Genomic DNA, 25,312 nt, shown 5'->3' with positions numbered 1-25,312 from the left:
GGCGCGCGCCCGTCCCCGCGCTTCTTCGATGGCCTACAAAGCGCTTTTGGTGCACCCAACAAAGAATAAAACCCCGCAAGTCGCGACGACTGCGGGGTTTTCAGCGGCAGGCCGACACGCCGACAGGCCGGCAGAGCGGCCGCGGCGTTACTTCACGGCACCGCGGGAGATGTCCATGATCATGCGGGTGGCCAGGTACAGGCGCGGCACGATGGTGTTGACCTGCACGTACTCGGCGTCATTGGAGTGTGCGCCGTAGCCCGACAGGCCCATGCCCTCCACCACCGCGCCCTTGGTCTTCAGCGCCGCAAAGGCGGCATCGGTACCGCCGCCCGTGGCCTTTTCAACCACGTTGAGCGGCAGGCCCAGCTCCTGGTAGATGACCTTGCCGTAGCCGGCCACTCGGCGCGATGCCTCGCTCGCTTCGAGCGGCGGGCGGCGCACCTCGAACTTCACGTCTACCTTGGAGGCCGGCAGCAGCTTGGCCTTGACCTTCTCCTGCAGCGTCTTTTCCAGGCCGTCGAAGTCGGACACCTTCAGGGCACGTGCATCGGCCTGGGCGGTGGCCTCGGCCGGGATCACGTTGCGGTTGGTGCCGGACTTGGACACCGTCCAGTTGAGCTTGAGGCCTTCGTCGTTCTTCGACAGGTCCTTCATCTGCAGCAACTGGTGCGACAGCTCGTACAGCGCGTTCACGCCGTCTTCGGGCTTGGCGCCCGCGTGCGATGCCTTGCCCTGCACCGTGAGGTAGGCCGCGCCGATACCGCTGGTCGCCAGGCGCAGCGAGCCATCGGTGCCGCCGCCTTCAAAAGAAAACACCGCGTCGTGCTCGGCCGCCACGCGGGTGATGGTGCTGCGCCAGCCGGGCGAGCTGATTTCCTCGTCGCCATTGATCAGCACCGTGAGGGTGCCGTAGTCCTTGAAGTTGAGCTTTTGCAGCAGGGCCACGGTGTGGATGATCAGCGCCACGCCCTGCTTGTCGTCCGAGATGCCCAGGCCGTAGGCCTTGTCGCCCTCGATGCGAAACGGCTGGGCCTTGAGCATGCCCTTGAGGTACACCGTGTCCATGTGGGCGATGAGCATGATCTTCCGGGTGCCAGTGCCCTTGAACACGGCCTGCACGGCGGGCCCCACCTTCTCGGGCGTGTCGTCCAGGCGGTAGATGTCGCTGGTCTGCAGCACGTCCACCGTGCCGCCCAGTTGCTTGAGCTGGCTGGCGATGCGCTCGGCGATCTGGTTCAGGCCCTCGATGTCCTTGCTGCCCGATTCGATGTGAACCAGGTCGCGCAGCGTGTCCAGCAGCGGCTGCTGCTCCTTCTGGGCCAGGGCATGCACATCCGCCACGGGCGCGGCCTGGGCTGCGCTGGCGCACAAGGCCAGTGCGATCGATGCGATCAACGGACGGACGAAGGACGGAGCGGAGTGCGGGTGTTGCATGGTGCGGCGGGGCCTGAAAAAAGGAAAAGCCATTATGGAGCGTTGCAACGCCTGTTTCAAACATTTCGGCCGCTTGCAACGCCTGTATCACACCACCGGTTCGCCGGCCGCCACAAGGTCGGCCCACAGCTGCGGGCCGATGCGCGGCGCATGGTGGCGCAACTCGAACAGCCACATGGCATACAGCGGCAAGGCTTCGGCCAGCCGAAGCGCTGCCACCTGCGGCGCGGCGGCGCCCAGCAATGCGGGGTGTGGCACCACGGCCAGCAGGTCCGACATTGCCACCAGGTTCAGCAGGCTGGCGAAATCAGGGCAGCGCACTGCCATGCGTGGCGCGGGCATGCGCCGCACGCGGTGTGCCTCGGTCAGCACATCCACCGGCCCGCTGACGCTCGGCCCCACGCAGGCCCAGGCCGCGCCCTGGAGCTGCGCGAGCGACCGGGCTTGGACCAATGGATGGCGGCGGCGCGCGTAGACCAGCGGCTGCAGGTCGTACAGCCGCCGGGCGGACACGTCCGCATGGTCGAACTTGCGCGGCCGGGGCGCAATGACCGCGTCGAACCGCCCCTGCAGCAATCCGGCCAGCAAGCTGCCCTCATCTGCCGTCGCCATGGCCAGCGAACGCCTGCCTTGCGGCACGCACCAGCCCCGGTACAGCACCGGCCCGCACACTATGGCTGCAGACGAGGTGAGCCCCACGCGCAGCTGGTGGCGTTCCGCCGTGCCTGTGCCCAGCCGAGGCAGCGCGTCGATGCGCTCTCCGACTGACGCCGCCTCCGCCGACACCGCTCGGGCCAAGTCGGTGGGCAGGTAGCGGCGCCCCTGCCGCACGAGCAGCGGGGCGGCAAAGTGCGCCTGCAGCGACTTCATGCCCTGGCTGATGGCCGGTTGCGACACGCCGCAGGCCAGCGCGGCCCGTGCAAAGCTGCCGTGTTCGATGATGGAACGCAGGTACTCAAGGTGGCGAAGATACATAAGCCGCATTTATGTATGGAGCCCCATTGTCGCTTGCCGGACGGCGCAGACGGCGCGAAGCTCAGGCATCCATCCCACCCCAGCGAGATACACCCCGTGACCCAGCAACCGATTGACACCGTACGCACCTACCTCGGCCACCTGCATGCGAGCAACACCGAGGGGCTGATCGCCTGCTTCGAGCCCGATGGCGTGGTGCACTCACCCTTTCTCGGCACCATGCGCGCCAGCGACTTCTTCAAGAAGCTGGCCCAGGCCTCCAGCGGCAGCGTGATCACCGTGCTGGACCTGTTTGGCTCGGTGCTGCCTGGCGCTGACGGGGGCGCCGTGCGCGTTGCCGCCTACTTCCGCTATGACTGGACGCTGAACGACGGACGCGAGGTGACCTTCACCTGCGTGGACGTGTTCACCTTCGGTGCGGGCAGCGCGCTCATCCGCGACATGAACATCGTCTACGACACCCACCCCCTGCGTGAAGAGGTGGGCGACAAGTACGCGCCGGACTGATGCGCGCGCTTGGGCCCAAGCTTGGGCGGTGGACGCTGCGCACCGCGCGCGGCGTGCTGGGCGGCGTTGCGGCTTTAGCCTGATTGGCGCAAAATGCGCCAATCAGGAGACCACCATGTCCGCCACCGCCTTTTCTTCCGTCAAACTCCCCGCGCACCTGGTGGAGCAGGCCCGCCAGGCCGCGCAGCCCATGCGCCGCTCGGTGGCCAGCCAGATCGAATACTGGGCCACGCTGGGGCAGGTCGTGGAACACACGGGTTTGAGCGTGTCGGAAGCCCGCAGCGCCATCGAACAGTACGAGGCGGCAGCCTTGCGGCACAACACCCTGGCGGCCCCGGCGTCGGTGGACGCCCTCACCGCCCGCCTGCTGGCAGCCCAAACACGCGGCACGCTGGCCCAGCGGGTGCGTGAGGTGGTTCAGGAAAACCAGACCAAGGCCGGCGCCACCGCCGCTTGACAGCCGGATGGCGTGATGGCTTGATGACTTCTTCGCAGTCTCGCTCTTCACCACCCGGCATCGCCACCCCAGCCCGCTGGTTCCACCTGCTGGCCGGCCCCAACGGCGCAGGCAAATCCACGCTGTACCGCGCGCTGGTGCGCGAAGGCATCCTGGGCCCGCCGCTGGAATTCGTGAACGCCGACCTGCATGAACAGGCCCACCTGCAGCACATCGCCGACCCCGAGACCCGGTCCGAAGCCGCCCGACAATGGGCCGATGCGCGCCGGGCCACGCTGCTGCGCAAAGGTGCTGATTTCGCCAGCGAGACCGTGTTCTCGCACCCCTCCAAACTCACGCTGATTGAAGACGCCCAGCGATGCGGCTACACAGTGGCCCTGTACATCGTGGCGCTGGACGACCCGGCACGGCTGCTGCCCCGCGTGGCGCAGCGCGTGCGCGAAGGCGGGCACGCCGTGCCGCCAGACCGCATCCTGGCGCGCTACCCGCGCACCATGGACAACCTGGCCCTGGCCGTGCGCCGGGCCGACGTGTCGTACCTGTATGACGCTGCCGAAGCCATGGACACCGGGCCACAACTGGTGGCGATGTGTTCCCCCACGCAGACCACGCCGCTGGTCACACCGCTGCCCGCATGGGCCCGGCGCCTGGTCGAGCACCACTAGCTGGTTGAGGCGCCGGCCCTCTGGGGGCGTCAACGGCGGACTGCGCCGAGCGTGGGCGGCCAACATCAGGCTAAAAATCTGCCCCTACCGCTTGACCACATTGCGCCAGCAGCTATTCATTTCATAGCAAATCGGCCGCACAAAAAATCCCTCATGCCGTTGTGGGCGTTTCTCATTGCCAAGACAATCATTGTCTAGTCAATTAAATTCCCTACCCATGACATCTCAGCCTTCCGATTCTTCCGCCCAAGGTTTCTACAGCCCCAGCCACCTGGAGCCTGAGGAAAGCGTGGGCTACCTGATGCGCAAGGTGATGTCGTCGATCCGCACGCAGGCTGACGCGCAGCTGTCTACGCACGACCTGACGTATGCGCAGTGGCTGCCGTTGTTCAAGATCTCGCGCTGCGACCAGACCACCGTGGCCAGCCTGGCGCGGGACCTGGAGACCGACCCGGCCTCGATGACCCGCGCGATGGACCGCCTGGAGGCCAAGGGCCTGGTGGTGCGCGAGCGGTCCACCACCGACCGCCGCGTCGTCCGCCTGACGCTCACGCCCGATGGCGACCAGGTCGCATCGCGCGTGCCGGCGGTGCTGGCCGACGTGCTCAACGTCCACCTCAGCGACTTCAGCCACGCGGAGTGGCAACTGCTGCTGAGCCTGCTGCGCCGGATGCTGGTGAACGGCAAGCCGCCTTCAACGGCGTCAACGCCTTCAACGCCGGCTGCATCTTCGGCGCCGTCAGCATGAAGGAACGCCCGGGGCCTTGACCCCACCGATGCAACCGCCTTCGCCCTCCTCCATACAACACACCAAAACCATTCTGGAGAACCCCGTGACCACCACCGCCACCACTCCCCTGCCCTCGGTCCGCTCTGCCTTTGCCGCCCATTTCGCCGTGTCGGCACTGGCCCTGGCCGCCGCCATCCTGCTGGTCGGCTGCGCCAGCCCCGGCGCGCCGCACACCCCGCTGGCGCAGACCACGCCCGCCGCCGTGGGCCTGAATGCATCCACCGCCAGCGCCACCGCCGCACCCAGCCAGTGGTGGACCACGCTGGGCGATGCACAGCTCAACACCCTGATCGAACAAGCCCTGCAGGGCAGCCCCAGCCTGGCCGTCAGCCGCGCCCGGCTGGAGCAGGCGGTTGCCCTGAGCCAGGTGCGCGAAGCGGCCAACGGCCCGCAGGCCAACCTGGGTGTGGATGTGACCCGCCAGCGCTACACCGCCAACGGCCTGGTGCCCGCGCCCATCGCCGGCAACACCTACAACAGCGGCACGGTGCAGGCCACGCTGTCGTGGTCGCCGGACTTCTTCGGCCAGCATGCGGCAGAGCTGCAGGCCGCGCTGGGCCAAGCCCGCGCTGCACAGGCCGATGCGGCCGCCGCCGCCAACACGCTGGCCGCGCAGGTGGGCCGCAGCTATGTGGCGCTGGCCCGGCTGGTATCCCAACGCGACGTGGCCGCCCGCGCCCTGGCGCAGCGCGAAGAGCAGCAGCGCCTGACGCAGGAACGCGTGTCCGCCGGCCTGGACAGCCAAGTCGAGCTGACGCAGGCCCAGGCCGCCGTGCCCGACGCACGCACCCAGATCGAAGCGCTGGAAGAACAGATCACCCTGGCCCGCCGCCAGATCGCGGTGCTGAGCGGCCAGGCGCCCGATGCGCTGCCGACGCTGGCCCCGCAGTTGTCCCAGCTGCAGCGCAACACGGTGCCGGACGTGCTGGGCGCCGACCTGCTGGGCCGCCGCCCCGACGTGGTGGCCGCACGCTGGCGCGTCGAAGCCGCCACGCAGGGCGTGAACAGCGCGCGCAGCGAGTTCTACCCCAACATCAACATCGCAGCGTTCGTCGGCCTGAACTCGCTGGGCCTGGACAATCTGTTCAACGCCGGCTCGCGCCAGATGGGCGTGACCCCGGCGCTGCGCCTGCCCATCTTCGACGGCGGCCGTCTGCGCGCGCAGCTGGGCGGCCGCCAGGCTGAACTGGACGCCGCCATCGCCCAGTACAACGGCGCGGTGCTCGATGCCGTGAAGGAAGCCGGCGACGCCATGGCCTCCATCCAGTCGCTCACCCGCCAGCAAACGCTGCAGGACGACGCCGTGGCCAGCGCCGAGAAGGCCTACCGCTTTGCGCAAGAGCGCTACCGCGCGGGCCTGGGCAACTACCTGGTGGTGCTGTCCACCGAAAGCCAGGTGCTGGCCCAGCGCCGTCTGGCCGTGGACCTGCGCGCCCGCCAGATCGATACCCGCCTGCAGCTGATGAAGGCGCTGGGCGGCGGCTGGACGGATGACACGGCAGTCCTGCAGACCGCGGCGCGATAGACATCCACTGAGGCTGCATGCATGCCGGTCCCCCAACCGTTCACGCTGAGCCTGTCGACGCGCCGCGCAAGGCTTCGACAGGCTCAGCCCGAACGGTCGGGGTGACGCCCGAACGCTGACCAGCGCAACAGCCCCGAGCCTGCCCCGAGCCTGCCCCCTACAAAAACCACATAACAACGCATTCCTGAAAGACCACTGCCATGAGCGAACCCCTTGCCACCCCCAAAGCCACCAACCCCGCCCGCCGCCGCGGCCTGACCGTGATCGCCGCTGCCGTGGCGATCGCTGCCATCGCCTGGGGCGGATGGCACTGGGCCAACGGCCGCCATGTGGAGACCACCGACAACGCCTACGTGGCCGGCAACGTGGTGCAGATCACGCCCCAGGTGGGCGGCACCGTCGTCTCCATCGGCGCGGACGACACCGACTATGTCAAGGCCGGCCAGTTGCTGGTCAAGCTCGACCCTGCCGACGCCCGCGTGGCGCTGGAGCAGGCCGAGGCCCAGCTGGCGCAGGCCGTTCGCGAAGTGCGCACGCTGTTCGCCAACAACTCCACGCTGAAGGCCCAGGTCAGCCTGCGCAGCGCCGACCTGGCCCGCGCCCAGGCTGAAGCCGCACGCCTGCAGGACGACGTGACCCGCCGTGCCCCGCTGATGGCCAGCGGCGCTGTGGGCAAGGAAGAGTTCCAGCACGCCACGGCCCAGTTCACGGCCGCCAAGAGCACCGTGGCCGCCGCGCAGTCGGCCGTGGTGGCCGCGCAAGAGCAACTGGCCGCCAGCCAGACGCAGACCGAAGGCACCTCCATCGAGCAGCACCCCAACGTGCAGCGCGCCTCGGCCCGCGTGCGCGAGGCCTATCTGGCCGTGCAACGCGCCCAACTGGTCGCGCCGCTCGACGGCCACGTCGCCAAGCGCGGCGTGCAGGTGGGCCAGCGCGTGCAGGCCGGCGCACCGCTGATGACGCTGGTGGCCCTGAATGATCTGTGGGTGGACGCGAACTTCAAGGAAAGCCAGCTGCAAAGCCTGCGCATCGGCCAGCCCGCCGAGCTGGAAGCCGATGTGTACGGCACCAAGGTCAAGTACCACGGCACCGTGACCGGCCTCGGTGCCGGCACCGGCGCAGCGTTTGCGCTGCTGCCCGCGCAGAACGCCACCGGCAACTGGATCAAGGTGGTGCAGCGCGTGCCCGTGCGCATCGCGCTGGACGCCAAGCAGGTGGCCGAGCACCCGCTGCGTGTGGGCCTGTCGATGGAAGTCAAGGTGGACACGGCCGACCAGAGCGGCAAGACCCTGGCCGACACGCAGCGCTCCACCCCCGTGGCCGCCACCGCCGTGTTCGACGAGCAGTTCAAGGCAGCCGACGATGAAGTCGCGCAGATCATCGCCGCCAACCTGGGCCGCAGCAGCAAGGCCGCCGTGGCCGCGGCGTCGCCCAGGGTGAGCGCGGCTGGCACAGGCACTGCAAAGGCTCCGGCACTCGCCACGACGCTCCCTGCGCCCCGTGTCGAAAAACATGCGTCAGCCCCCGCAGCGTCGTCACAGCCACTGCAGTCGCCAGCGGTGCAGTAAGCCGGGGTTCGCATGACTGCCGCCAACCCCACTGCAGACACCGCAGGCCAGGCCCCCGCCGCGCCAGCGGCCCCTGCTGCACCGCCGCCTTCGGCCCCCTCGGGCCCACCGGCCGCGTACCCGCCACTGCAGGGCACCGCCCTGCTGCTGGGCACGCTGTCGCTGTCGCTGGCCACGTTCATGAACGTGCTGGACTCGTCCATCGCCAACGTCTCCATCCCCGCCATTGCCGGCGACCTGGGCGTGAGCCCCGGCCAGGGCACCTGGGTCATCACCAGCTTTGGCGTGGCCAATGCCATCTCGGTGCCGCTCACCGGCTGGCTCACGCAGCGCTTTGGCGCCGTGCGCCTGTTCACCATGAGCGTGCTGCTGTTCGTGCTCACCTCCTGGCTGTGCGGGTTCGCCTCGTCGCTGGAGATGCTGGTGTTCTTCCGCGTGCTGCAGGGCCTGGTGGCCGGGCCGATGATCCCGCTGAGCCAGACGCTGCTGCTCGCCAGTTACCCCAAGGCGCTGGCGGGCACCGCCCTTGCCCTGTGGGGGGTCACCACGCTGGTCGCGCCGGTGGTGGGGCCGCTGCTGGGCGGATGGATCACGGACAACATCTCCTGGCCCTGGATCTTCTACATCAACGTGCCCGTGGGCCTGCTGGCCGGTCTGCTCACCTGGGGCATCTACCGCAAGCGCGAGACGCCGATCCGCAAGCTGCCCATCGACACGGTGGGGCTGTCCCTGCTGGTGCTGTGGGTCGGTGCGCTGCAGCTCATGCTCGACAAGGGCAAGGAGCTCGACTGGTTCGCCTCCGGCGAGATCGTCATCATGGCCGTGGTGGCCGTGGTCGCGTTCGCAGTGTTCCTGGTGTGGGAGCTGACCGAAAAGCACCCGGTGGTGGACTTGAAGCTCTTCAAGGGCCGCAACTTCACCTTCGGTGCACTCGCGCTGTCGGTGGCGTATGCCCTCTTCTTCGGCAACGTGGTGCTGCTGCCGCTGTGGCTGCAGCAGTGGATGGGCTACACCGCCACCTCGGCCGGCATGGCGCTGGCGCCGGTGGGCGTGTTCGCCATCCTGCTCACGCCACTGGTGGGCAAGAAGGTCGGCCAGTGGGACCCACGCCGCATGGCCACGGGCGCGTTCATCGTGTTCAGCACGGTGCTGTGGATGCGTTCGCAGTTCACGGTGCAGACAGACTTCATCCACATCCTGATCCCCACCCTGCTGCAGGGCGCGGCCATGGCGTTCTTCTTCATTCCGTTGACGACGCTGACCTTGGCAGGCATCCCGCCCGAGCGCATACCGGCGGCTGCGGGGTTGTCCAACTTCGTGCGGATCACCGCCGGCGCCATGGGCACGTCGATCGCCACCACGCTCTGGGAGAGCCGCGCCGCCATGCACCACGCGCACCTGACCGAAGGGCTGGTGCAAGGCCAGGGGGTGTTCGGGCAGACGCTGGACAACCTGACCGCATCGGGCCTCACGCAGATGCAGGCGCTGGCGCAGATCAACCGGCTGATCGACCAGCAGGCCTTCACGCGGGCTGCCAACGACATCTTCCTCGGGTCGGCGTTTTTGTTCCTGCTGCTCATCGGGCTGATCTGGCTGACCAAGCGGCCGCCACGGGCCGCGGGCGGCGGCGCGGCCGACGCCGGTGGGGCGCACTGACAGCGGGGCCTGCGCCCGCAGTGCCACAGCGCGAAGAACCGGCCCCCAGGCCGGTTCTTTTTTTGGGGCCACGCATCGCGCGGCAACTGCAGGGCTCGCCGCACGCCACGCTGACGACTCAACTCCAAAATGATCGCTACCGCTTGCCTGGATTGCGCGAGCAGCTACCCCATTGATAGCAATCACATGGCCGTTCGCCCAGCGAGCAACGGCAGATGCCATCCTCGCCCGCGGGCCGCCACGCGCCCCTGCAATCCCACACTCCCTGTCGGAAATTCCTGACCCGGGAGCAGGCGCAGCACCTTCGGTCACCTACAGGGTACGGGCCCAACAATGCATTCACCGTAACCCATAACAAGGAACTGCCATGTCGCTCTCGCTGATTCTGCTGATTGTCCTGATCCTCATCCTCGTTGGCGCACTGCCAACCTGGGGCCACAGCCGCTCGTGGGGCTACGGACCCAGCGGTGGTATCGGCCTCGTGGTGTTGATCCTGGTGATCCTGCTGCTCATGGGCAGGATATAAAAGTGCGGCACCAGGGTGGCGCGGGCGGATAACGCCCGCAGCATCCCGTTGTCACACCTTCCAGAAAAACGCGGCCCTCGGGCCGCTTTTTCGTGGGCGCTGTACTTACACCGTGCCCACGCGCTTTTCTGCGCCGGCGAACGCGGTGGTGAACGCTGCGAACTCGTTCTGGTTCACTACGCCATTGGCATCGCCACCCTTGTCCATCAACTGAAGCACCGCTTGCGAGAAATCGGTGCCCTGCTTCTGGATCGATGTGCTGGCCATGCCCTTCAAGAACTCGTCGTGCGAAATGCTGCCGTCCTTGTTGGCATCGAAGCCCGCCGTGATCTGCTGCTTTTGCGCATCGTCGGCGCCAAAGCGGGTCAGGATCTCCTGAAAGTCCTGCACCGACAAGGACGAGCCATTGCCGGCAAGACCTGCACTTCCCCCGCTCTGCGCGCCACCGCGCTGGACGGCACCCAAGGCGCCATCAAGCTTGCCTTGCGACACCAGAATGCCCTTGCCGGCGAACCCGGCCAGCGCCTCGGCCTGCGGGCTGAGCGTGACGACCGCAGAGGGCTGCGCATCGGCCGTCTCGCTGCTGCGGCGCGTGGCCGCTGCCTTGGAGGATCCGCCCGAGGCGGCGTTGAAGACCATCGACGCGACGGACGCCAGGCCGGAAATGAGAGGTGACATCGCCATGAACTCCTGTGTGGCGACACCCCGGTGCCGTGGGACGACCATCGACGGGCCACCGTTTCGCCTTGCCCCGCCAGGGTACCCGCACCGTGCACCTGGCAAAGGCCTGAAAAGCGGCGACATCGCCCCCCACCTTGCCTACTTGAGCACGTAGCCCGCCAGCACCGACTGCACCTCGTAGATGCTGAGCCGCTTGTTGAACTGCTTTTGAAACGGCGCGGCGCTGCCCGATATCCAGATTTTCAACTCGGCATCCAGATCGAAGGTTCCGCCGGTCTCGATGCTGAAGTGCGTGATGCTCTTGTAGGGCAGCGAGTGGTATTCGACCTTGCTTCCCGTCATGCCCTGCTTGTCCACCAGCACCAGCCGCTTGTTGGTGAACACGAAGTAGTCGCGGATGAGCTGGTAGGCATGCTCCACCACCTCGCCGGGCGCGAGGATGCGCCCGAACTCTTCCTGGATCTTCGCTGCATCGATCTTGGATGCATTGCCCATGACGCCGTCAAAAAGTCCCATCGTGTTCTCCTGCTGTTGTGATGTCCCGGTGGCCCGTCAAGCCCCGGCCCTTCAGGCCAGCGACTGGTAGCCCTGCCCGAAGGCGACGAACTCGCCCTCCAGCCGCCCGGCGGGCTGGCCCTCGTAGTGCAGCACCGACGTCTGCACGATGCGCCCGATGCCCTTGCGCTGCAGCATGCGGGTGAAGGAACTCCACACCGCGGCCGACGGGGCGTCGGCCAAGGCAGTGAAGGTGCCGGCCATGGGCGCCAGGTAGTCCATGGTGTTGCGCTGGATGACCAGCCGGCTGCCCAGCCCTTCGGCCGACAGCCGCACATGCAGCATGCTCCACGCGGCCAGGATCGCCACGGCCGACGCGCTGCCGCCGAACACCGTGTCGCGGTGGTTGATGTTGGGCGCCAGCGGCGCAGTCAGCACCACGCGCTGCGGTGATGCGTCCACCACCGACACGCCCATGGCACGGGCCAGGGGGATGTGGTCGTGCAGGTAGGACTCCAGGTCGCGAGGATTCATGCGGGGGCTTTCGGGTCGGTGGGTGCGAGGGCCGGGTCGCGGTGCACGAAGTGCGGCACAGGGCCAGGCACGTCACCCAGCGTTGCCAAGGCTTCGCCAAGGAAGGCCGGGCGCAGGTCCAGTTGGGCCAGGCTGGCACGGGCAAACCACGCAAACTCCAGCCCGCGATGGCCTTCGGCGCCCACATACGGGCCGGGCGTCTGGTCCAGAAGGCTGCCGGGCTGCGGCTGGGCGTGCAGGTACAGACCCATCTCGTGGTAGTCCACGCCGCCATAGGCAAAGAAGTTCTCGACCACGCAGGCCAGCGCGCCCGGCTCCACCGCCACGCCCAGTTCTTCGTGCATCTCGCGCACCAGCGCTTGGGCGGCGCTCTCGCCCGGCTCGATGCCGCCGCCGGGCAGTGCCCAGAACATGTCGCCTTCGGCACGGTGCAGCAGCACCTGCCCGGGCCGGGTGATGACTGCCGCTGCCCGCAGGCGAATGCGCGGCGCGATGGGGGTGGACGGTGCTGTTGGGTTCATGCCGCCGATCCTATCGCGGCATGGTGACAGGCACCGTGTGCGCGACGCGGGCCGGGCCCGACAGCGACGTGCGCCCGGCTCAGTCGGGCAGCAGCAAGCCCTGCTGGGCGGCCACCGTCTCGCGCAGAAAGGCCCAGGTGGCCTGCATACGGGCCACGTGCTTGTTCTCTTCAGGCATCGACATCCAGAACGTGCGGGTGAAACGCGCCGTGCCGGGCAGCACCGCCGTGAGCGCCGGGTCTTGCGCCGCAACGAAGGCCGGCAGCACTGCCAGCCCGGCACCGGCGCGCACCGCCTCGTACTGCGCCAGGATGCTGGTGCTGCGCAGCGCAAACCGCGCGGGGCGGTGCAGCTCGTCCAGGATCTGCAGCTCTTTGGTGAACAGCAGGTCGTCCACATAGCTGATGAAACTGTGCCCTTGCAGGTCGTCCGCCGTGCGGATGGGCGCATGGCGGGCCAGGTAGCTGCGCGTGCCGTACAACTGCAGCACGTAGTCGGTGAGCTTGACCACCAGCACCGCCCCGCGCGCAGGCCGCTCCAGCGATATCACGATGTCCGCCTCGCGCCGCGACAGGTGCACCAGGCGCGGCAGGGCCAGCAGGTCCAGCACCAGGCCCGGGTGCTCCAGCGCAAAGTGCGCCAGCTGCGGCGCCAGCACCAGGTTGCCGAAGCCTTCCGTCGTACCGATGCGCACCAGGCCCTGCAGGCCCTGGCGCGCGCCGGGCGCGGCGTTCTCCACCGCCAAAAAGGCGGCCTCCATGGCCTCGACCTGGGGCTGCAGCGCGCGGCCCGCCTCGGTCAGCCGGTGGCCCCCGGCCTCGCGGGCGAACAGGGCCGAGCCCGCCTGCTTTTCCAGCGCCTGGATGCGCCGCGCCACCGTGGTGTGGTCCACGGCCAGGCGGCGCGCAGCGCCCACCAGCGTGCCGGCGCGGGCCAGCTCCAGGAAGTAGCGCAGGTTGTCCCAGTCCATAAGCCCTCTCTGTACGGCGTCTCGCGAGGCCCATCGCTCGCGACCGATCTGCATTTTTGCAAACCTTGTGCGCAGTATTGTCTATTGTATTCACAAATTTGCACAGCTACCATGTGCTGGTTACCCGCTGCGGCGCCCTATTCCATTCAGGAGACAACACCCATGAACGCACCCACCTCGCAGGCCGTGCTGGCCCCCACCGTCAAGCTGCTGATCGGCGGCCAGTTCGTCGAGTCCAAGACCACGGAGTGGCGCGATGTGGTCAACCCCGCAACGCAAGAAGTGCTGGCGCGCGTGCCGTTTGCCACGGCCGACGAGATCGATGCCGCAGTCGCCTCGGCCAAGGAAGCCTTCAAGACCTGGAAGAAGACGCCCATCGGCACGCGCGCCCGCATCTTCCTCAAGTACCAGCAACTGATCCGCGAGAACATGGCCGAGCTGGCCGCCATCCTCACCGCCGAACAAGGCAAAACCCTGCCCGACGCCGAAGGCGACGTGTTCCGCGGCCTGGAAGTGGTCGAGCACGCCGCCAGCATCGGCAACCTGCAGTTGGGCGAGTTGGCCAACAACGTGGCCGGTGGCGTCGACACCTATACCCTGCTGCAGCCGCTGGGCGTGTGTGCGGGCATCACGCCCTTCAATTTCCCGGCCATGATCCCGCTGTGGATGTTCCCGATGGCGATCGCCACCGGCAACACCTTCGTGCTCAAGCCCTCCGAGCAGGACCCGATGGTCACCATGCGCCTGGTGGAGCTGGCGCTCGAAGCCGGCGTGCCTGCGGGCGTGCTCAACGTGATCCACGGCGGCGAGATGGCCGTGAACGCGATCTGCGACCACAAGGACATCAAGGCGATCAGCTTCGTGGGCTCCACCAAGGTCGGCACCCATGTCTACAACCGCGCCAGCCTGGCTGGCAAGCGCGTGCAGTGCATGATGGGCGCCAAGAACCACGCCATCGTGCTGCCCGATGCGAACAAGGAGCAGACCCTGAACGCCCTGGCCGGTGCGGCCTTCGGCGCTGCAGGCCAGCGCTGCATGGCGCTGTCGGTGGTGGTGCTGGTGGGCGAGGCGCAATACTGGATCCCCGACCTGGTGGCCAAGGCCAAGACGCTGAAGATCAGCGCCGGCACCGAAAAGGGCACGGACGTGGGCCCCGTGGTGTCTTGCGCCGCCAAGGACCGCGTCGAAGGCCTGATCGCGCGCGGCGTGGCCGATGGCGCGAAGCTGGAGCTCGATGGCCGCAACCCCGTGGTGGCCGGCTTCGAGAAAGGCAACTTCGTGGGCCCCACGGTGTTCAGCGGCGTCAAGCCCGGCATGAGCATCTACGAGCAGGAAGTCTTCGGCCCCGTGCTGTGCCTGTCGGCCGCGGCAGACATCGACGAAGCCATCGCCTTCATCAACGACAACCCCAACGGCAACGGCACCGCCATCTTCACCCAGTCGGGTGCCGCGGCGCGCAAGTTCCAGGAAGAGATCGACGTGGGCCAGGTCGGCATCAACGTGCCGATCCCCGTGCCGGTCCCGCTGTTCTCGTTCTCGGGCTCGCGCGCGTCCAAGCTGGGCGATCTGGGCCCGTACGGCAAGCAGGTCGTGCTGTTCTACACGCAGACCAAGACGGTGACCGCGCGCTGGTTTGACGACAGCACCGTGTCGCACGGTGTGAATACCACGATCAGCTTGAAGTAAGTGCTGCCGGGGGTTGGTACGTGCCACGTGCCATGCTGGCCGCGACCCAGACACCCGTTCATGCTGAGTGGGGGTCGAAGCGCTGCGCAGGGCTTCGACGGGCTCAGCCCGAACGGATGTGAGATGGCGGCCGGTGTGACAACACCCGGACCAACCCCAACCCAACCGCGACCGTTCAGCCTGAGCTTGTCGAAGGCCCCCATGCTGCGCAACGACGGTGTTAAAACCAGGCCATGCAACTCCACCTGCCAAAGATCAAAGTGCCTGCCTGGGCCTTCGCTGTTGTGCTGCCCTGCTCGGTGCTCTTGACCATGCCGCAAGCCCACGCCCAGGCCGGCGCTGCCTGCAACCCCGGCGGCACAGTGCCAGAAACCAATGCCTGCGCCGTGCAAGCCTTCCAGGCGGCGGACACCGAGATCGCCATCCTCTACGGCGACGTGATGCGCGCCCTGTCGGCCCACGAGCGGCCCCAGCTGCGCCAGGAGCATTCGGCCTGGCTGCGCGAGCGCACCACGCGCTGCAAGCAGTCCACGCGCAGTGCCGAGTCAGAGCCCACAGGGCCGCGCGTGTACCACGAGTGCCTGACCGCCGAGACCCAGGCGCGGCGCAAGGCGTTGATGCGCTGGCTGACGCTGGACCACCCTTCCGCCAAGCCATGAAAGCCATGCGCACCATGGATTCAGAGCCTTAGAACTCGACATACCTGTTCGGGCTGAGCCTGTCGAAGCCTCGCGCGGCGCACCGTCCCTTCGACGAAGCTCAGGACAGGCAAGCTCCGCGTGAGCAGTGCATTTGCGCAAACCCTGTCCCCCAGAAAAACACAACGACAACCAGCGACCCCGAGACACACCATGGACTTTGAACTCACCGAAGAGCAGCGCGCCTTTGCCCAGACCGCACGCGACTTCGCCCAGGCGGAGCTGGCACCCCACGCCGCGCACTGGGACGAGGAAGGCATCTTCCCGCGCGAGGCCATCGCCAAAGCCGGCGAACTGGGCTTTTGCGGCCTGTACGCGCCCGAGGCGGCCGGCGGCCTCGCGCTGCCCCGGCTGGACGCCACGCTGGTCTTCGAAGAGATGGCGGCGGTAGACCCATCGACCACCGCCTTCATCACCATCCACAACATGGCCACCTGGATGCTGGGCACCTGGGCCACGCCCGCGGTGCGCGACCACTGGGGCCCGCTGCTCACCACCGGCGAAAAGCTCGCGTCGTACTGCCTGACCGAACCCGGCGCGGGCTCCGACGCGGCCTCGCTCAAGACCCGCGCCGAACAGGTGGGGCACGAGTACGTCATCAACGGCAGCAAGGCCTTCATCAGCGGCGCGGGCGCCACCGACGTGCTGGTGCTCATGGCCCGCACGGGCGATGCAGCATCGGGCGCAGGCGGCATCAGCGCGTTCGTGGTGCCGGCCGACGCGCCGGGCATCAGTTACGGCAAGAAGGAACAGAAGATGGGCTGGAACAGCCAGCCCACGCGCACCATCAGCTTCGACAACGTGCGCATCCCCGCCGACCACCTGCTGGGCCGCGAGGGCGAAGGCTTCAAGATCGCGATGAAGGGCCTGGACGGCGGCCGCATCAATATCGCCACCTGCTCGGTGGGCGCGGCCCAGGGCGCGCTCAACGCCGCCCAGCAGTACATGCAGGACCGCAAGCAGTTCGGCAAGCCGATCGCGAGCTTTCAGGCGCTGCAATTCAAGCTGGCCGACATGGCCACCGAACTCGTCGCCGCGCGCCAGATGGTGCGCCTGGCCGCGAGCAAACTGGACGCCGGTGCGCGCGACGCATCCACCTATTGCGCCATGGCCAAGCGCTTTGCCACGGATGCGGGTTTTACCGTCATCAACGACGCACTGCAGCTGCACGGCGGCTACGGCTACATCCGCGAATACCCGCTGGAACGCCTGCTGCGCGACGCCCGCGTGCACCAGATCCTGGAAGGCACGAACGAGATCATGCGGGTGATCATTGCGCGGCGCATGCTGGATGGGGATGCGACGGAGGCGATTCGATAGCTGGTGAAAATACCGCTCCATGACACACAGTCCCGTCCGCTATTCTCACTTTCCACGCTTTGAGGAAACCACGCTGCCGCGATGTCCGGGGTGCCAATCGGAGCGACTGCAGGCAGGGCATCTTCATATGGGCGAAGGCGCGGGCGAGTTCATTCCGGCGGGATACAAGTGGAAGTTTTTTCGGGCGTCTTATGGCGTGGCTGTTCACTCGAACCAATTCCAGATGTGCAAAGACTGCGGCTTGCTCTTCCGGCACGAAGACCCGCGCGCTCTCCAATCCTACATAGACCGCAACGCCAAGACCTGAACACCCGGATACGCCATGCCCGCCCGCCCCCTCTCCGACGAAACCCTGCACCTGATCGACGCCGTGCGCACGGCGCTCGCCCAATGCAGCGATGTGGAAGAACGCCCGCTGTTCGGCACCCACGCGTTCTTCGTGGAAGGCAAGATGTGCATTGCGGTCAAGGGCGAAGAACTGCTGGTGCGCCTGCCGCCCGAACGCCATGGCGAGCTGCAGGAGATGCAAAACACCCGCGAGCTGTCGCCCGGCGGGGGCATGAAAGGCTACTTCTGGGTGGAGCCCAACGGCTACTCCACGCGGGCGCAGTGGAGCTTCTGGGTCGACGAAGCCCTGGCGTACAACCCGCTGGCCAAGGCCAGTCCGCGCAAGAAACGCGCGCCCGCCGTGGCAGCCGGTAAGGCGGCAACCACCGCTGGCAAGAAGCCAGCCGCCAAAGCGGCCGCCAAGAGTGCGGGCGCGAACAAGCCGCCAACGAAGACCGCGGCAACGAGGACAGCTGCAGCCAAGAAGCACAGCATCTTCGAAGCCGACGACTGAGCCGCCCTCGCCCCGCGCAAGCACACTCCATCACCTCCAGCCCACCCCGGAGCCACCACCATGCCCATCCGCATCGTCCGCCTCGGCACCCCGCGCGCCACCGGGGAAGGCACCCGCATCGGCACCGTGCGCCGCCCGCCGCGCGGCGTGCCCAAGGCCGAGTTCGCCAGCCGCGACTATTACGACGTGTGGTACCCGCTGCTCGCCCCCACGCAAGAGCTGATGACCCAGGGCCAGCAGGTCCCCGCAGGCCCCGAGGGCAACAAGGATTGGCAGGCGTTCGTCCAACATTACCGCAAGGAGCTGGCCCAGCCCGAGGCCAGCCGCACATTGGACCTGCTGGCCGCGCTGTCGCAGCACAGCGCGATGTCGGTGGGCTGCTACTGCGAGCACGAGTCGCGCTGCCACCGCTCGGTGCTACGGGCCGAGCTGCTGGCGCGCGGCGCCCGTGTGGAGGGCTGAGCTTGAAGCTTCTTCGGCCTCTACCGCTGAATAGGTAAGCGCCAGCAGCTACAAATTTGATAGCAAGCCTTTTCTAACCAATCACACCGTTCTGCACGGCCCCGCCATCCCAGGCGTTGCCAGCATCACCCTTACCCCCTGACCCCCTCATCACAACGACATCAAGGAGCAACACAGCATGAAGATCGCATTCATCGGCCTCGGAAACATGGGCGGCCCCATGGCCCTGAACCTGCACAAGGCCGGCCACGACGTGGGCGCCTTCGACCTCTCCAAACCCGCCTGCGATAAGCTGGCCGCTGACGGCGTGCGCATTGCCGCCGACGCCGCCACCTGCGTGCTGGGCGCCGAAGTCGTCATCAGCATGCTGCCCGCCAGCCAGCATGTGGAATCGCTCTACCTGGGCAACGACAAGCAGCCCGGCCTGCTGCCCCAGCTGGCCGAGGGCGCGCTGGTGATCGACTGCTCCACCATCGCCGCCGCCACCTCGCGCAAGGTGGCCGGTGCGGCCAAGGCCCGCGGCCTGGCCTTCATCGACGCCCCCGTCTCGGGCGGCACCGGCGGCGCCATCGCCGGCACGCTGACCTTCATGGTGGGCGGCGACACCGCAGCGCTGGAACGCGCCCGCCCCATCCTCGAAAAGATGGGCGCCAACATCTTCCACGCAGGCGACGTGGGCGCCGGCCAGACGGCCAAGATCTGCAACAACATGCTGCTGGGAATCCTGATGGCCGGCACCAGCGAAGCCATCGCACTGGGCGTCGCCAATGGGCTGGACCCCAAGGTGCTGAGCGAAATCATGCGCCGCAGCTCGGGCGGCAACTGGGCGCTGGAGAAGTACAACCCCTACCCCGGCGTGATGGAGACTGCGCCTGCAAGCAAGGGCTATGCGGGTGGTTTTGGGACGGATCTGATGCTCAAGGACCTGGGCTTGGCGCAAGAGAACGCGGCGGCGGTAAAGGCCGCCACGCCGTTGGGGGGGATGGCGCGAAATCTGTATGCGGTGCACAGCTTGGCTGGGCATGGGGGACTGGATTTTTCCAGCATTATTAAAATGGTGCAGAAGGGGTAATCGCTCTTCCTTTACAGAAAAGCGCCAGCGTCTGCTGGCGCTTTTATTGCAATGGTCGATTTCAATAAATTAATTCAAATAATCAGTGCGAAATTGAATTTTTTCATTACCACAAGAAAAGACGATAGGAAATTTGCCGCAATTATTTAACGCCAATTAACCATTGCCAGAAAATCTATCAAACTACAGCATTCAATCAAGATGCGAGCGCTTGATTAGCAAAAGCGACAAGATCGGGATCCTGCAGATTTTTATCTACGATTTCCGCCCCTATCTCCCACGCTAACTTTTTTCTCAGCTGCCGATGAGCCCATGGAGCACGATTTAGCTGCTCAACGGCGGCTCCGACATTTCCCTTAGCCAACTCGTATCGGACGCGAAGTTTTGCAAGGAGGGCGCCATGAGACTTTGCTCCTTTGGACTCATCCGCGATAGATTGAATGTGTTTGATGTCTACATCCACCGAATGGAAGAGTTTCGTATCGGTTTTTACGCGAAGCTTGATCTCAGCACGCATCACATAACCTCCAACTTTCCCCGGAGCCCTGTGCACCGCAGCGTCTGCCCACCGCATAGCCTCTGAAAAATCCTTCAACGCCGCAAAATAGTGAGCACGCCTCAGATTGGTAAAGTCCGACTGCTCACGACGGTCAGCAATCTGCAACTGCGCGAAAAGATCTTCAAGTTCCTCATCTGCCGCTAAACGGGGAAGATTTTGTTTGCCGCGTTCAACGAGACACTGGATCAGCACATCGAGAATGAATGGGTTTCCAGGATTTCTCTCCAGAGCGTCGCGAGCATATCGCTCCGCCTCCTGATACTCCTCCCGACCCACCAAGAGTTGCGCCAATTCCCTGAGTGCGTGGACGTCGCGAGCATTGAACTTCAAAACCTCGACGAACTCTGCTTCGGCCCTCTCGTAGCTGCCATTCCATCGATGCTCGAAACCTTGAATAAAATGCACGTGACGAGCCGCCTGTGTGGTACCGATCTTGTTCAGTTCCTCAATCGCACGTGCAAGGCTCTCGGCTCCTTCGGTTCCGATACGAACTGAAGCCATTCCAAGAAGTCGCAAGGATTCCACCACAGCCTCATTGGTGAGCGTGTGTCGCTTGTCGAGCGCAGCCATCGCGAATCGAACAGTGTCAGGGTAGCGCTCCCTGTCGTAGTTGCTACGCGCCACCCGCAGGTAATGGGAGCCTACAACTGCCCTTTCGCCGAAAAGGTCAGATACACGCTTTCCCATGGCAATAGAGTTAATCAATGCCACATCGATAGTTTCGAACGATATCTCGTCTTCATCCTGGTAACTGGAAGTAATTCCAACTAAACGCCTCCGGGCATCCGCGACGAACTCCTCTGTTTCAGTCGCAAATTGTTTACGGAACCGAGCCCTCCTGAAATATGAAGCGATGCGAAGGTGGTCACCTTCGGATTCCAACAGGCCCAAACTAACGAGTCTCGTTACTGATTCGGCGATCTCCTGATCATGCCCACCGCAAATTTCAAGCAGATCTGTTGGATCTATCGCATTGAATTCATCGAACAACGCCAACAGCTTCTTTGCGGTGGACGTAAGCGCTAGACCCTCGACTAAGCTAACGGACAAACCGCGCAGTGCCTCCATTAGTTCTCTGGGATTCGCTTCGACCGCAGCCCGGCCCGAAGAAGCAACGTATTCAGCAGCTGTCCAGATCATTGCGGGATGCCCGCTTACTTCGCCGCGCAAGAAATTCAGGAACTGTGGTTCGAGATCGTCAAACTCCAGATGCTCCAATGCGAACGTCCAAACGCGGGCAGACTCTTCCTCGGTTAGACCTTCCACTTTGAAGAAGCCAACATTCTCCGCCCGCCTCTGAGCAGCGACGCGTGGCAATCGCTTGGCGCAGATCACGAGAGTAGGCCGCTTGTTCGTCAAACCTTTCAGAAGCGCGGCCAGGTCCTGCTGAGGGTTCCCGTCGTCGTCCAGGATGTCGTAGTCGAATCTTAGCCAGACAAACATTCTTTGCTCATCTATTAATCTCAATAGTTCACAGGTCTTCTCGACTAGCTCATCTCGACTCATCGCAGCCGACTCATCGAAGACGCTACGGGCTTCGGCAGTTGTAGGCCTCCGCCAAGCGAAATACATCTTTCGATAGGCTTCAAGAACCCCTTCGCCATCCGCAACGGATATATCAATTCCACTCACGTCACGTCCGGGGAACAGCGGTTCCAGAGTACGCGTGCCTACAGTTCGTTTTCCAATCCCGTCAACTCCACTCAAATAAATGGCCTGAATCGGTAGCCGAAGATCTGCGATTCGCCGTTCCATCTCGCCTTGCAATTTGCTCCGCTGTACGTATGGTTTCGGCTTGACGCCTCGCTTGGTATCAAGCTCTACAAGCTTGGAACGAATTAAGTTGGTGATGCGAACGGGATTGGATGTGCGAACGAAGACGCGCATCCTCAGCCATTCGGGGAGCGCTTCCGCCTGCGTCCCATCAACAATGAAAGCGACAACCCCCCCCAGCTTGCCCGCATACAAGAGATGCTGGGCGATCTCCAACTCAGACTTTACCCACTCTGAACTCATCGAATGAGCAGACGCGATCAGGACGAAGAGATCGGATCGTCCCAAAGCGGCGGTGATTTCCCCAGCGCTGTAATTACCTTCTTCAAATGTGTGGCTGTCGATCTCCCACCTCGCCGCAGAAACTGCTTTGACGACCTGTTCAACCAGTGGCTTGTCGATGCTGGAATGCGATACGAAGGCTTTTGCGAAATTTGCCATGACTCCTCCAATGTTTGAAATCTGCGCTTTGTGCTGGACGCCCCACTCGAAAATCGTAGCGATATCGGGGCACATGAAAGGTCATTATGGATGGTCTATGGCTCGTTCCGAAGTGAAAAATGACATGCACGCACCACCTCATCCAAGAGAACATCAACAAGTATGCGGGCATCGATGCCCAGCAATAGTTAACTTGAGTTCACAGCCGAAGATGGAGAATTTTGCCTCGGGAGACAGGCTACTGATCACAAAGATTCTTATTCAGCCCCAGATTTCTCGCCGCGCTGAGTAGCGAATATCCAAACCCGTTCTCACTTACCCACCAAGCTACCACCCGCACTTGAGTATGATTCGCATCCCCTCATGCTGCGCAGCACCATCCCCGCCCTACCTCTCCACATCGTGCTTCTGCTGGTGGCGTTTTTCAACGCCTTGGCGGGCGTGCCTCTGCATGAGGCACGGCACATCCAGGAGGTAGTAGCCAGCGCCACGGCATCGACAGCCGCAGGCGATGTGGATGCGTATGCCACAGACACCCCAGCCACGGGCGAGCACAGCGAAAGCACACCCACCACCTGCGCCTGGTGCCTGAGCCACGCACTGGAGGCGGGCCTGGCACATGCACCGGCGGCCGGCCAGCTACCGCTTCCCGCAACACCCAGCACACTCAGGCCGCAAAGCGCAGACCCGTTCACGGTCCAGCAAGTGCGATGGCCGTTTGCCGCACGCGATCCTCCGCCAGCCCAGCGGGCCTGACACGCGTCAGGCCCTAGCCAGCTCGCGCTCTCAAGCGCACCCCCTCTTTTTTCAGCCATGTATTCACCCCGCCGGGGTGGGTACGGGCACGCGGCTTTGTGCGCCCGCCTTGACCACTTGAATCAGGCGGGTGTGGGCCACGTTGCTCCTGGCTTTGCATTCATCGCTTTTGGACTGGTTTGCCATGCGTTCTTCGTCTTCTTTTCTTTCGTCTACACGCCCAGCGGCCTTGCCACGCCCCAGGTTGTCGGCCGTGGCGGTTGCGTCGCTCTTCGCCTCCATCAACCCCGCCTTCGCCGCAGACGGCGATGGGATCACCACACCCACCCTCTCCGCCGTCGACGTCGTCGGCCGCAGCGCCTCCGGCGCCTACTACGCCGACGAGGCCGAGGGCGCCAAGACCACCCTGCCGCTGCGCGAGCTGCCGCAATCCGTGCGCGTGATGTCGCGCCAGACGCTCGACGACCTGGGCGCCACGCGGCTGGACGATGTGCTCGACTACGTGGGCGGCGTCTCGCGCCAGAACAGCTTTGGCGGGCTGTGGGACAACATCGCCATCCGGGGCCTGCCGGGCAACGAGAACACGGGCATGGCGACCTTGCTCAACGGCTTTTCGTCCAACCGGGGCTTCAACGCGCCGCGCGATCTGGCGGGTGTCGAGCGCATCGAGTTCCTCAAGGGCCCGGCTGCCGCGCTGTACGGCAGCAGCGAGCCGGGCGGCACGCTCAACATCGTGAGCAAGAAGCCGCTGTGGAAGGCCGCCCACTCGGTGGAGGCCTATGCCGGTAGCAACCGCCTGGGCCGCGCGGCGCTCGATACCACCGGGCCCATCAACGATCGGCTGGCGTACCGCCTGAACGTGGCGGTGGAAGACCGGGGCAGCTTTCGCGACCATGTGGATGCGCAGCGCCAGGTGGTGGCCCCCGCGCTGACCTGGAAGCTCACGCCCGACACGGTGCTGGAGTACACGGCCGAGTTGCTGCGCCACGCCACGCCGCTCGACCGGGGTGTGGTGGCGGTCAACAACCGGCTGGGCGCCATCCCCGTGAGCCGCTTTCTGGGCGAGCCGGCCGATGGCGACGTGACCGTGCGCAACCAGACGCACCAACTGGTGCTGTCCCACGAATGGAACCCCGACTGGCGCAGCCGGGCCGGGCTGTCGTACCGCGAGACGGGCCTGGAGGGCTTTTCGACCGAGCCCACCGCGCTGCGGCCCGACAACCGCACGCTCACGCGCCAGCGCCGCTACCGTGACTTCCAGTCCGACGACATCGCGCTGCAGGCCGAGCTGCAGGGCACGGTGCGTGCCGGTGCGCTGGAGCACGAGGTGCTGGCGGGTGTGGAGAGCTTTCGTTTCAGCATGGATTCGCTGATGCTGCGGGCCAACCCCAGCACGGCCGCGCCGTATGCCATCGACATCCTGAACCCGGTGTATGGCCAGCCCCAGCCCACGCCGGGTCGCAATACCGACACGCTGGAAAAGCAGCGCAACACCGCGCTGTATCTGCAGGACACCATCAAGCTGGGTGCGCAGTGGCGCGTGATGGCCGGCCTGCGCGCCGACAATTACGACCAGTCGCTCAACAACCGCCTCACGCAGCGCACCACCGCGCAGAGCCCCTCGGCCGTGTCGCCCCGCCTGGGCGTGAGCTGGCTGCCCACCGATGCGTGGACGGTGTACGCCAACGCGGGCCGTTCGTTCCGCCCCAACACCGGCTCCGACGTCGCAGGCAATGGCTTCGACCCTGAAAAAGCCCGCGCGCTGGAGCTGGGCGCCAAGTGGGAGAGCAGCGACAAGCGCATCGGCGCCACCGCCGCCCTCTTTGACATCCGCAAGCGCAACGTGCTGACCAGCGACCCGGCCAATGCCGGGTTCTCGGTGGCCGCCGGCGAGGTGCGCAGCCGCGGGCTGGAGCTGGACCTGGCCGGCCGGCTCGACGCGCACTGGCGCGTGAACGCCAGCCTGGTGCTCAACGACGTGAGCATCGCCCGCGACAACCTGCTCGAAGTCGGCGGCCGGCTGTTGAACGTGCCCCGCATCAACGGCAGCGTGCTGGCCGTGTACGAAGACACCCTGGCCAACGGCCAGCGCTACGGCGTGGGCGGCGGCATCACCCACATGGGCAAGCGTCTGGGCCAGGCGCGCACGCAGGCAGAGGCCAATGCGGGCGCGGCCAGCTTCGATCTGCCCAGCTACACCACCGCCAAGCTGGTGGCGTACTGGCGCCTGAGCCCCACGCTGAGCGTCACGCTCGACATGGACAACCTGTTCAACGCCAAGCACTACACCAGCTCGTACAGCCGGGTGTGGGTCACGCCAGGCACGGCGCGCACCCTCACCGCAGGCCTGCAGGCCAAGTTCTGACACCCAGCTGCTTCCCAAAATACCCGAACCGT

The 25,312-nt window shown here is 65.6% G+C and carries 24 protein-coding genes; 16 read left to right on the top strand and 8 right to left on the bottom strand.

Going from position 1 to position 25,312, the window contains the following annotated elements; all coding sequences use genetic code 11:
• Nucleotides 1-147: 147 nt before the first annotated feature.
• Nucleotides 148-1,437 (bottom strand): M20/M25/M40 family metallo-hydrolase, encoded by a 1,290-nt coding sequence (locus tag ASG27_RS07510; RefSeq protein ID WP_056414860.1) that lies wholly within the window; start codon nucleotides 1,435-1,437, stop codon nucleotides 148-150.
• A gap of 87 nt (nucleotides 1,438-1,524) precedes the next feature.
• On the bottom strand, nucleotides 1,525-2,412 hold the full coding sequence (locus ASG27_RS07505; protein WP_056414856.1) for a LysR family transcriptional regulator: 888 nt from the start codon (nucleotides 2,410-2,412) through the stop codon (nucleotides 1,525-1,527).
• Nucleotides 2,413-2,508: 96 nt separating this feature from the next.
• On the opposite strand from ASG27_RS07505, the gene ASG27_RS07500 reads away from it, so the two are divergent.
• The 8 genes from ASG27_RS07500 (at nucleotide 2,509) to ASG27_RS25835 (ending at nucleotide 10,106) form a co-directional block, all read left to right on the top strand.
• On the top strand, nucleotides 2,509-2,919 hold the full coding sequence (locus ASG27_RS07500; protein ID WP_056414852.1) for a nuclear transport factor 2 family protein: 411 nt from the start codon (nucleotides 2,509-2,511) through the stop codon (nucleotides 2,917-2,919).
• 115 nt (nucleotides 2,920-3,034) lie between these two features.
• Nucleotides 3,035-3,376: a TA system antitoxin ParD family protein gene (locus ASG27_RS07495; protein WP_056414849.1), complete on the top strand. Its 342-nt coding sequence runs from the start codon at nucleotides 3,035-3,037 to the stop codon at nucleotides 3,374-3,376.
• A 23-nt stretch (nucleotides 3,377-3,399) separates the two neighbouring features.
• Nucleotides 3,400-4,041 carry a zeta toxin family protein gene (locus ASG27_RS07490; protein ID WP_056414846.1) on the top strand — a complete coding sequence of 214 codons (642 nt, stop codon included), beginning with the start codon at nucleotides 3,400-3,402 and terminating at the stop codon, nucleotides 4,039-4,041.
• Between the two features lie 217 nt (nucleotides 4,042-4,258).
• Nucleotides 4,259-4,789, top strand: coding sequence for a MarR family winged helix-turn-helix transcriptional regulator (locus ASG27_RS07485; protein WP_056414845.1), 531 nt, complete (start codon nucleotides 4,259-4,261; stop codon nucleotides 4,787-4,789).
• 85 nt (nucleotides 4,790-4,874) lie between these two features.
• Complete coding sequence (locus ASG27_RS07480; RefSeq protein WP_235503975.1) at nucleotides 4,875-6,356, top strand: efflux transporter outer membrane subunit; 1,482 nt, start codon at nucleotides 4,875-4,877, stop codon at nucleotides 6,354-6,356.
• A gap of 200 nt (nucleotides 6,357-6,556) precedes the next feature.
• Entirely contained in the window at nucleotides 6,557-7,924 is a 1,368-nt protein-coding gene (locus ASG27_RS07475) for an HlyD family efflux transporter periplasmic adaptor subunit (RefSeq protein ID WP_056414842.1), read from the top strand.
• Nucleotides 7,925-7,936: 12 nt separating this feature from the next.
• Nucleotides 7,937-9,580, top strand: a complete 1,644-nt coding sequence (locus tag ASG27_RS07470; protein WP_056414839.1) for a DHA2 family efflux MFS transporter permease subunit — start codon at nucleotides 7,937-7,939, stop codon at nucleotides 9,578-9,580.
• Nucleotides 9,581-9,947: 367 nt separating this feature from the next.
• Nucleotides 9,948-10,106 carry a DUF3309 family protein gene (locus ASG27_RS25835; RefSeq protein WP_007856361.1) on the top strand — a complete coding sequence of 53 codons (159 nt, stop codon included), beginning with the start codon at nucleotides 9,948-9,950 and terminating at the stop codon, nucleotides 10,104-10,106.
• A 105-nt stretch (nucleotides 10,107-10,211) separates the two neighbouring features.
• On the opposite strand, the gene ASG27_RS07465 is transcribed toward ASG27_RS25835, so the two are convergent.
• The 5 genes from ASG27_RS07465 to ASG27_RS07445 all read right to left on the bottom strand — a co-directional run bounded on the left by ASG27_RS07465 (nucleotide 10,212) and on the right by ASG27_RS07445 (nucleotide 13,307).
• Nucleotides 10,212-10,784, bottom strand: a complete 573-nt coding sequence (locus tag ASG27_RS07465; protein WP_056414836.1) for an EF-hand domain-containing protein — start codon at nucleotides 10,782-10,784, stop codon at nucleotides 10,212-10,214.
• A gap of 141 nt (nucleotides 10,785-10,925) precedes the next feature.
• Complete coding sequence (locus ASG27_RS07460) at nucleotides 10,926-11,303, bottom strand: PH domain-containing protein (protein ID WP_056414834.1); 378 nt, start codon at nucleotides 11,301-11,303, stop codon at nucleotides 10,926-10,928.
• A gap of 51 nt (nucleotides 11,304-11,354) precedes the next feature.
• Nucleotides 11,355-11,816 carry a YiiD C-terminal domain-containing protein gene (locus ASG27_RS07455; RefSeq protein WP_056414831.1) on the bottom strand — a complete coding sequence of 154 codons (462 nt, stop codon included), beginning with the start codon at nucleotides 11,814-11,816 and terminating at the stop codon, nucleotides 11,355-11,357.
• Nucleotides 11,813-12,337 carry an NUDIX hydrolase gene (locus ASG27_RS07450; protein ID WP_056414828.1) on the bottom strand — a complete coding sequence of 175 codons (525 nt, stop codon included), beginning with the start codon at nucleotides 12,335-12,337 and terminating at the stop codon, nucleotides 11,813-11,815. Before ASG27_RS07450 ends, ASG27_RS07455 begins: the two co-directional genes overlap by 4 nt.
• 79 nt (nucleotides 12,338-12,416) lie before the next feature.
• Complete coding sequence (locus ASG27_RS07445) at nucleotides 12,417-13,307, bottom strand: LysR family transcriptional regulator (protein WP_056414825.1); 891 nt, start codon at nucleotides 13,305-13,307, stop codon at nucleotides 12,417-12,419.
• A gap of 162 nt (nucleotides 13,308-13,469) precedes the next feature.
• On the opposite strand from ASG27_RS07445, the gene ASG27_RS07440 reads away from it, so the two are divergent.
• The 6 genes from ASG27_RS07440 (at nucleotide 13,470) to mmsB (ending at nucleotide 19,386) form a co-directional block, all read left to right on the top strand.
• Complete coding sequence (locus ASG27_RS07440; protein WP_056414821.1) at nucleotides 13,470-14,993, top strand: CoA-acylating methylmalonate-semialdehyde dehydrogenase; 1,524 nt, start codon at nucleotides 13,470-13,472, stop codon at nucleotides 14,991-14,993.
• Nucleotides 14,994-15,304: 311 nt separating this feature from the next.
• Complete coding sequence (locus tag ASG27_RS07435; protein ID WP_156370780.1) at nucleotides 15,305-15,652, top strand: lysozyme inhibitor LprI family protein; 348 nt, start codon at nucleotides 15,305-15,307, stop codon at nucleotides 15,650-15,652.
• A 192-nt stretch (nucleotides 15,653-15,844) separates the two neighbouring features.
• The gene (locus ASG27_RS07430; protein ID WP_056414819.1) at nucleotides 15,845-17,011 is read left to right on the top strand and encodes an acyl-CoA dehydrogenase family protein; all 1,167 of its coding nucleotides are present in this window, start codon (nucleotides 15,845-15,847) and stop codon (nucleotides 17,009-17,011) included.
• Nucleotides 17,012-17,333: 322 nt separating this feature from the next.
• Nucleotides 17,334-17,852: a TfoX/Sxy family protein gene (locus ASG27_RS07420; RefSeq protein ID WP_056414812.1), complete on the top strand. Its 519-nt coding sequence runs from the start codon at nucleotides 17,334-17,336 to the stop codon at nucleotides 17,850-17,852.
• Nucleotides 17,853-17,912: 60 nt separating this feature from the next.
• Nucleotides 17,913-18,314, top strand: a complete 402-nt coding sequence (locus tag ASG27_RS07415) for a DUF488 domain-containing protein (RefSeq protein ID WP_056414809.1) — start codon at nucleotides 17,913-17,915, stop codon at nucleotides 18,312-18,314.
• 178 nt (nucleotides 18,315-18,492) lie between these two features.
• Nucleotides 18,493-19,386, top strand: a complete 894-nt coding sequence (mmsB, locus tag ASG27_RS07410; RefSeq protein ID WP_056414807.1) for a 3-hydroxyisobutyrate dehydrogenase — start codon at nucleotides 18,493-18,495, stop codon at nucleotides 19,384-19,386.
• 196 nt (nucleotides 19,387-19,582) lie between these two features.
• Here mmsB and ASG27_RS07405 read toward each other — a convergent pair whose 3' ends face one another.
• A complete protein-coding gene (locus ASG27_RS07405) occupies nucleotides 19,583-22,234 on the bottom strand; it encodes a toll/interleukin-1 receptor domain-containing protein (protein WP_056414804.1) in 2,652 nt (883 codons plus the stop codon).
• A 288-nt stretch (nucleotides 22,235-22,522) separates the two neighbouring features.
• On the opposite strand from ASG27_RS07405, the gene ASG27_RS27130 reads away from it, so the two are divergent.
• Entirely contained in the window at nucleotides 22,523-22,915 is a 393-nt protein-coding gene (locus ASG27_RS27130) for a DUF2946 family protein (protein ID WP_056414801.1), read from the top strand.
• A gap of 184 nt (nucleotides 22,916-23,099) precedes the next feature.
• A complete protein-coding gene (locus tag ASG27_RS07395) occupies nucleotides 23,100-25,280 on the top strand; it encodes a TonB-dependent receptor (RefSeq protein ID WP_082486037.1) in 2,181 nt (726 codons plus the stop codon).
• The last annotated feature ends 32 nt before the right edge of the window (nucleotides 25,281-25,312 follow it).

It is taken from the genome of Acidovorax sp. Leaf191, from assembly GCF_001424425.1.
GTDB lineage: Bacteria > Pseudomonadota > Gammaproteobacteria > Burkholderiales > Burkholderiaceae_C > Acidovorax.
Note: the sequence above shows the minus strand (reverse complement) of the source record. Positions and strands in the feature narration are given on the sequence as shown.

Bases quoted from the DNA above. Each gene is read 5' to 3' on its own strand.
- ASG27_RS07510 (WP_056414860.1), bottom strand. From the start codon at position 1,437: ATGCAACACCCGCACTCCGCTCCGTCCTTCGTCCGTCCGTTGATCGCA.
- ASG27_RS07505 (WP_056414856.1), bottom strand. From the start codon at position 2,412: ATGTATCTTCGCCACCTTGAGTACCTGCGTTCCATCATCGAACACGGC.
- ASG27_RS07495 (WP_056414849.1), top strand. From the start codon at position 3,035: ATGTCCGCCACCGCCTTTTCTTCCGTCAAACTCCCCGCGCACCTGGTG.
- ASG27_RS07490 (WP_056414846.1), top strand. From the start codon at position 3,400: ATGACTTCTTCGCAGTCTCGCTCTTCACCACCCGGCATCGCCACCCCA.
- ASG27_RS07485 (WP_056414845.1), top strand. From the start codon at position 4,259: ATGACATCTCAGCCTTCCGATTCTTCCGCCCAAGGTTTCTACAGCCCC.
- ASG27_RS07475 (WP_056414842.1), top strand. From the start codon at position 6,557: ATGAGCGAACCCCTTGCCACCCCCAAAGCCACCAACCCCGCCCGCCGC.
- ASG27_RS07470 (WP_056414839.1), top strand. From the start codon at position 7,937: ATGACTGCCGCCAACCCCACTGCAGACACCGCAGGCCAGGCCCCCGCC.
- ASG27_RS25835 (WP_007856361.1), top strand. From the start codon at position 9,948: ATGTCGCTCTCGCTGATTCTGCTGATTGTCCTGATCCTCATCCTCGTT.
- ASG27_RS07465 (WP_056414836.1), bottom strand. From the start codon at position 10,784: ATGTCACCTCTCATTTCCGGCCTGGCGTCCGTCGCGTCGATGGTCTTC.
- ASG27_RS07460 (WP_056414834.1), bottom strand. From the start codon at position 11,303: ATGGGACTTTTTGACGGCGTCATGGGCAATGCATCCAAGATCGATGCA.
- ASG27_RS07455 (WP_056414831.1), bottom strand. From the start codon at position 11,816: ATGAATCCTCGCGACCTGGAGTCCTACCTGCACGACCACATCCCCCTG.
- ASG27_RS07450 (WP_056414828.1), bottom strand. From the start codon at position 12,337: ATGAACCCAACAGCACCGTCCACCCCCATCGCGCCGCGCATTCGCCTG.
- ASG27_RS07445 (WP_056414825.1), bottom strand. From the start codon at position 13,307: ATGGACTGGGACAACCTGCGCTACTTCCTGGAGCTGGCCCGCGCCGGC.
- ASG27_RS07440 (WP_056414821.1), top strand. From the start codon at position 13,470: ATGAACGCACCCACCTCGCAGGCCGTGCTGGCCCCCACCGTCAAGCTG.
- ASG27_RS07435 (WP_156370780.1), top strand. From the start codon at position 15,305: ATGCCGCAAGCCCACGCCCAGGCCGGCGCTGCCTGCAACCCCGGCGGC.
- ASG27_RS07430 (WP_056414819.1), top strand. From the start codon at position 15,845: ATGGACTTTGAACTCACCGAAGAGCAGCGCGCCTTTGCCCAGACCGCA.
- ASG27_RS07420 (WP_056414812.1), top strand. From the start codon at position 17,334: ATGCCCGCCCGCCCCCTCTCCGACGAAACCCTGCACCTGATCGACGCC.
- ASG27_RS07415 (WP_056414809.1), top strand. From the start codon at position 17,913: ATGCCCATCCGCATCGTCCGCCTCGGCACCCCGCGCGCCACCGGGGAA.
- mmsB (WP_056414807.1), top strand. From the start codon at position 18,493: ATGAAGATCGCATTCATCGGCCTCGGAAACATGGGCGGCCCCATGGCC.
- ASG27_RS07405 (WP_056414804.1), bottom strand. From the start codon at position 22,234: ATGTGCCCCGATATCGCTACGATTTTCGAGTGGGGCGTCCAGCACAAA.
- ASG27_RS27130 (WP_056414801.1), top strand. From the start codon at position 22,523: ATGCTGCGCAGCACCATCCCCGCCCTACCTCTCCACATCGTGCTTCTG.
- ASG27_RS07395 (WP_082486037.1), top strand. From the start codon at position 23,100: ATGCGTTCTTCGTCTTCTTTTCTTTCGTCTACACGCCCAGCGGCCTTG.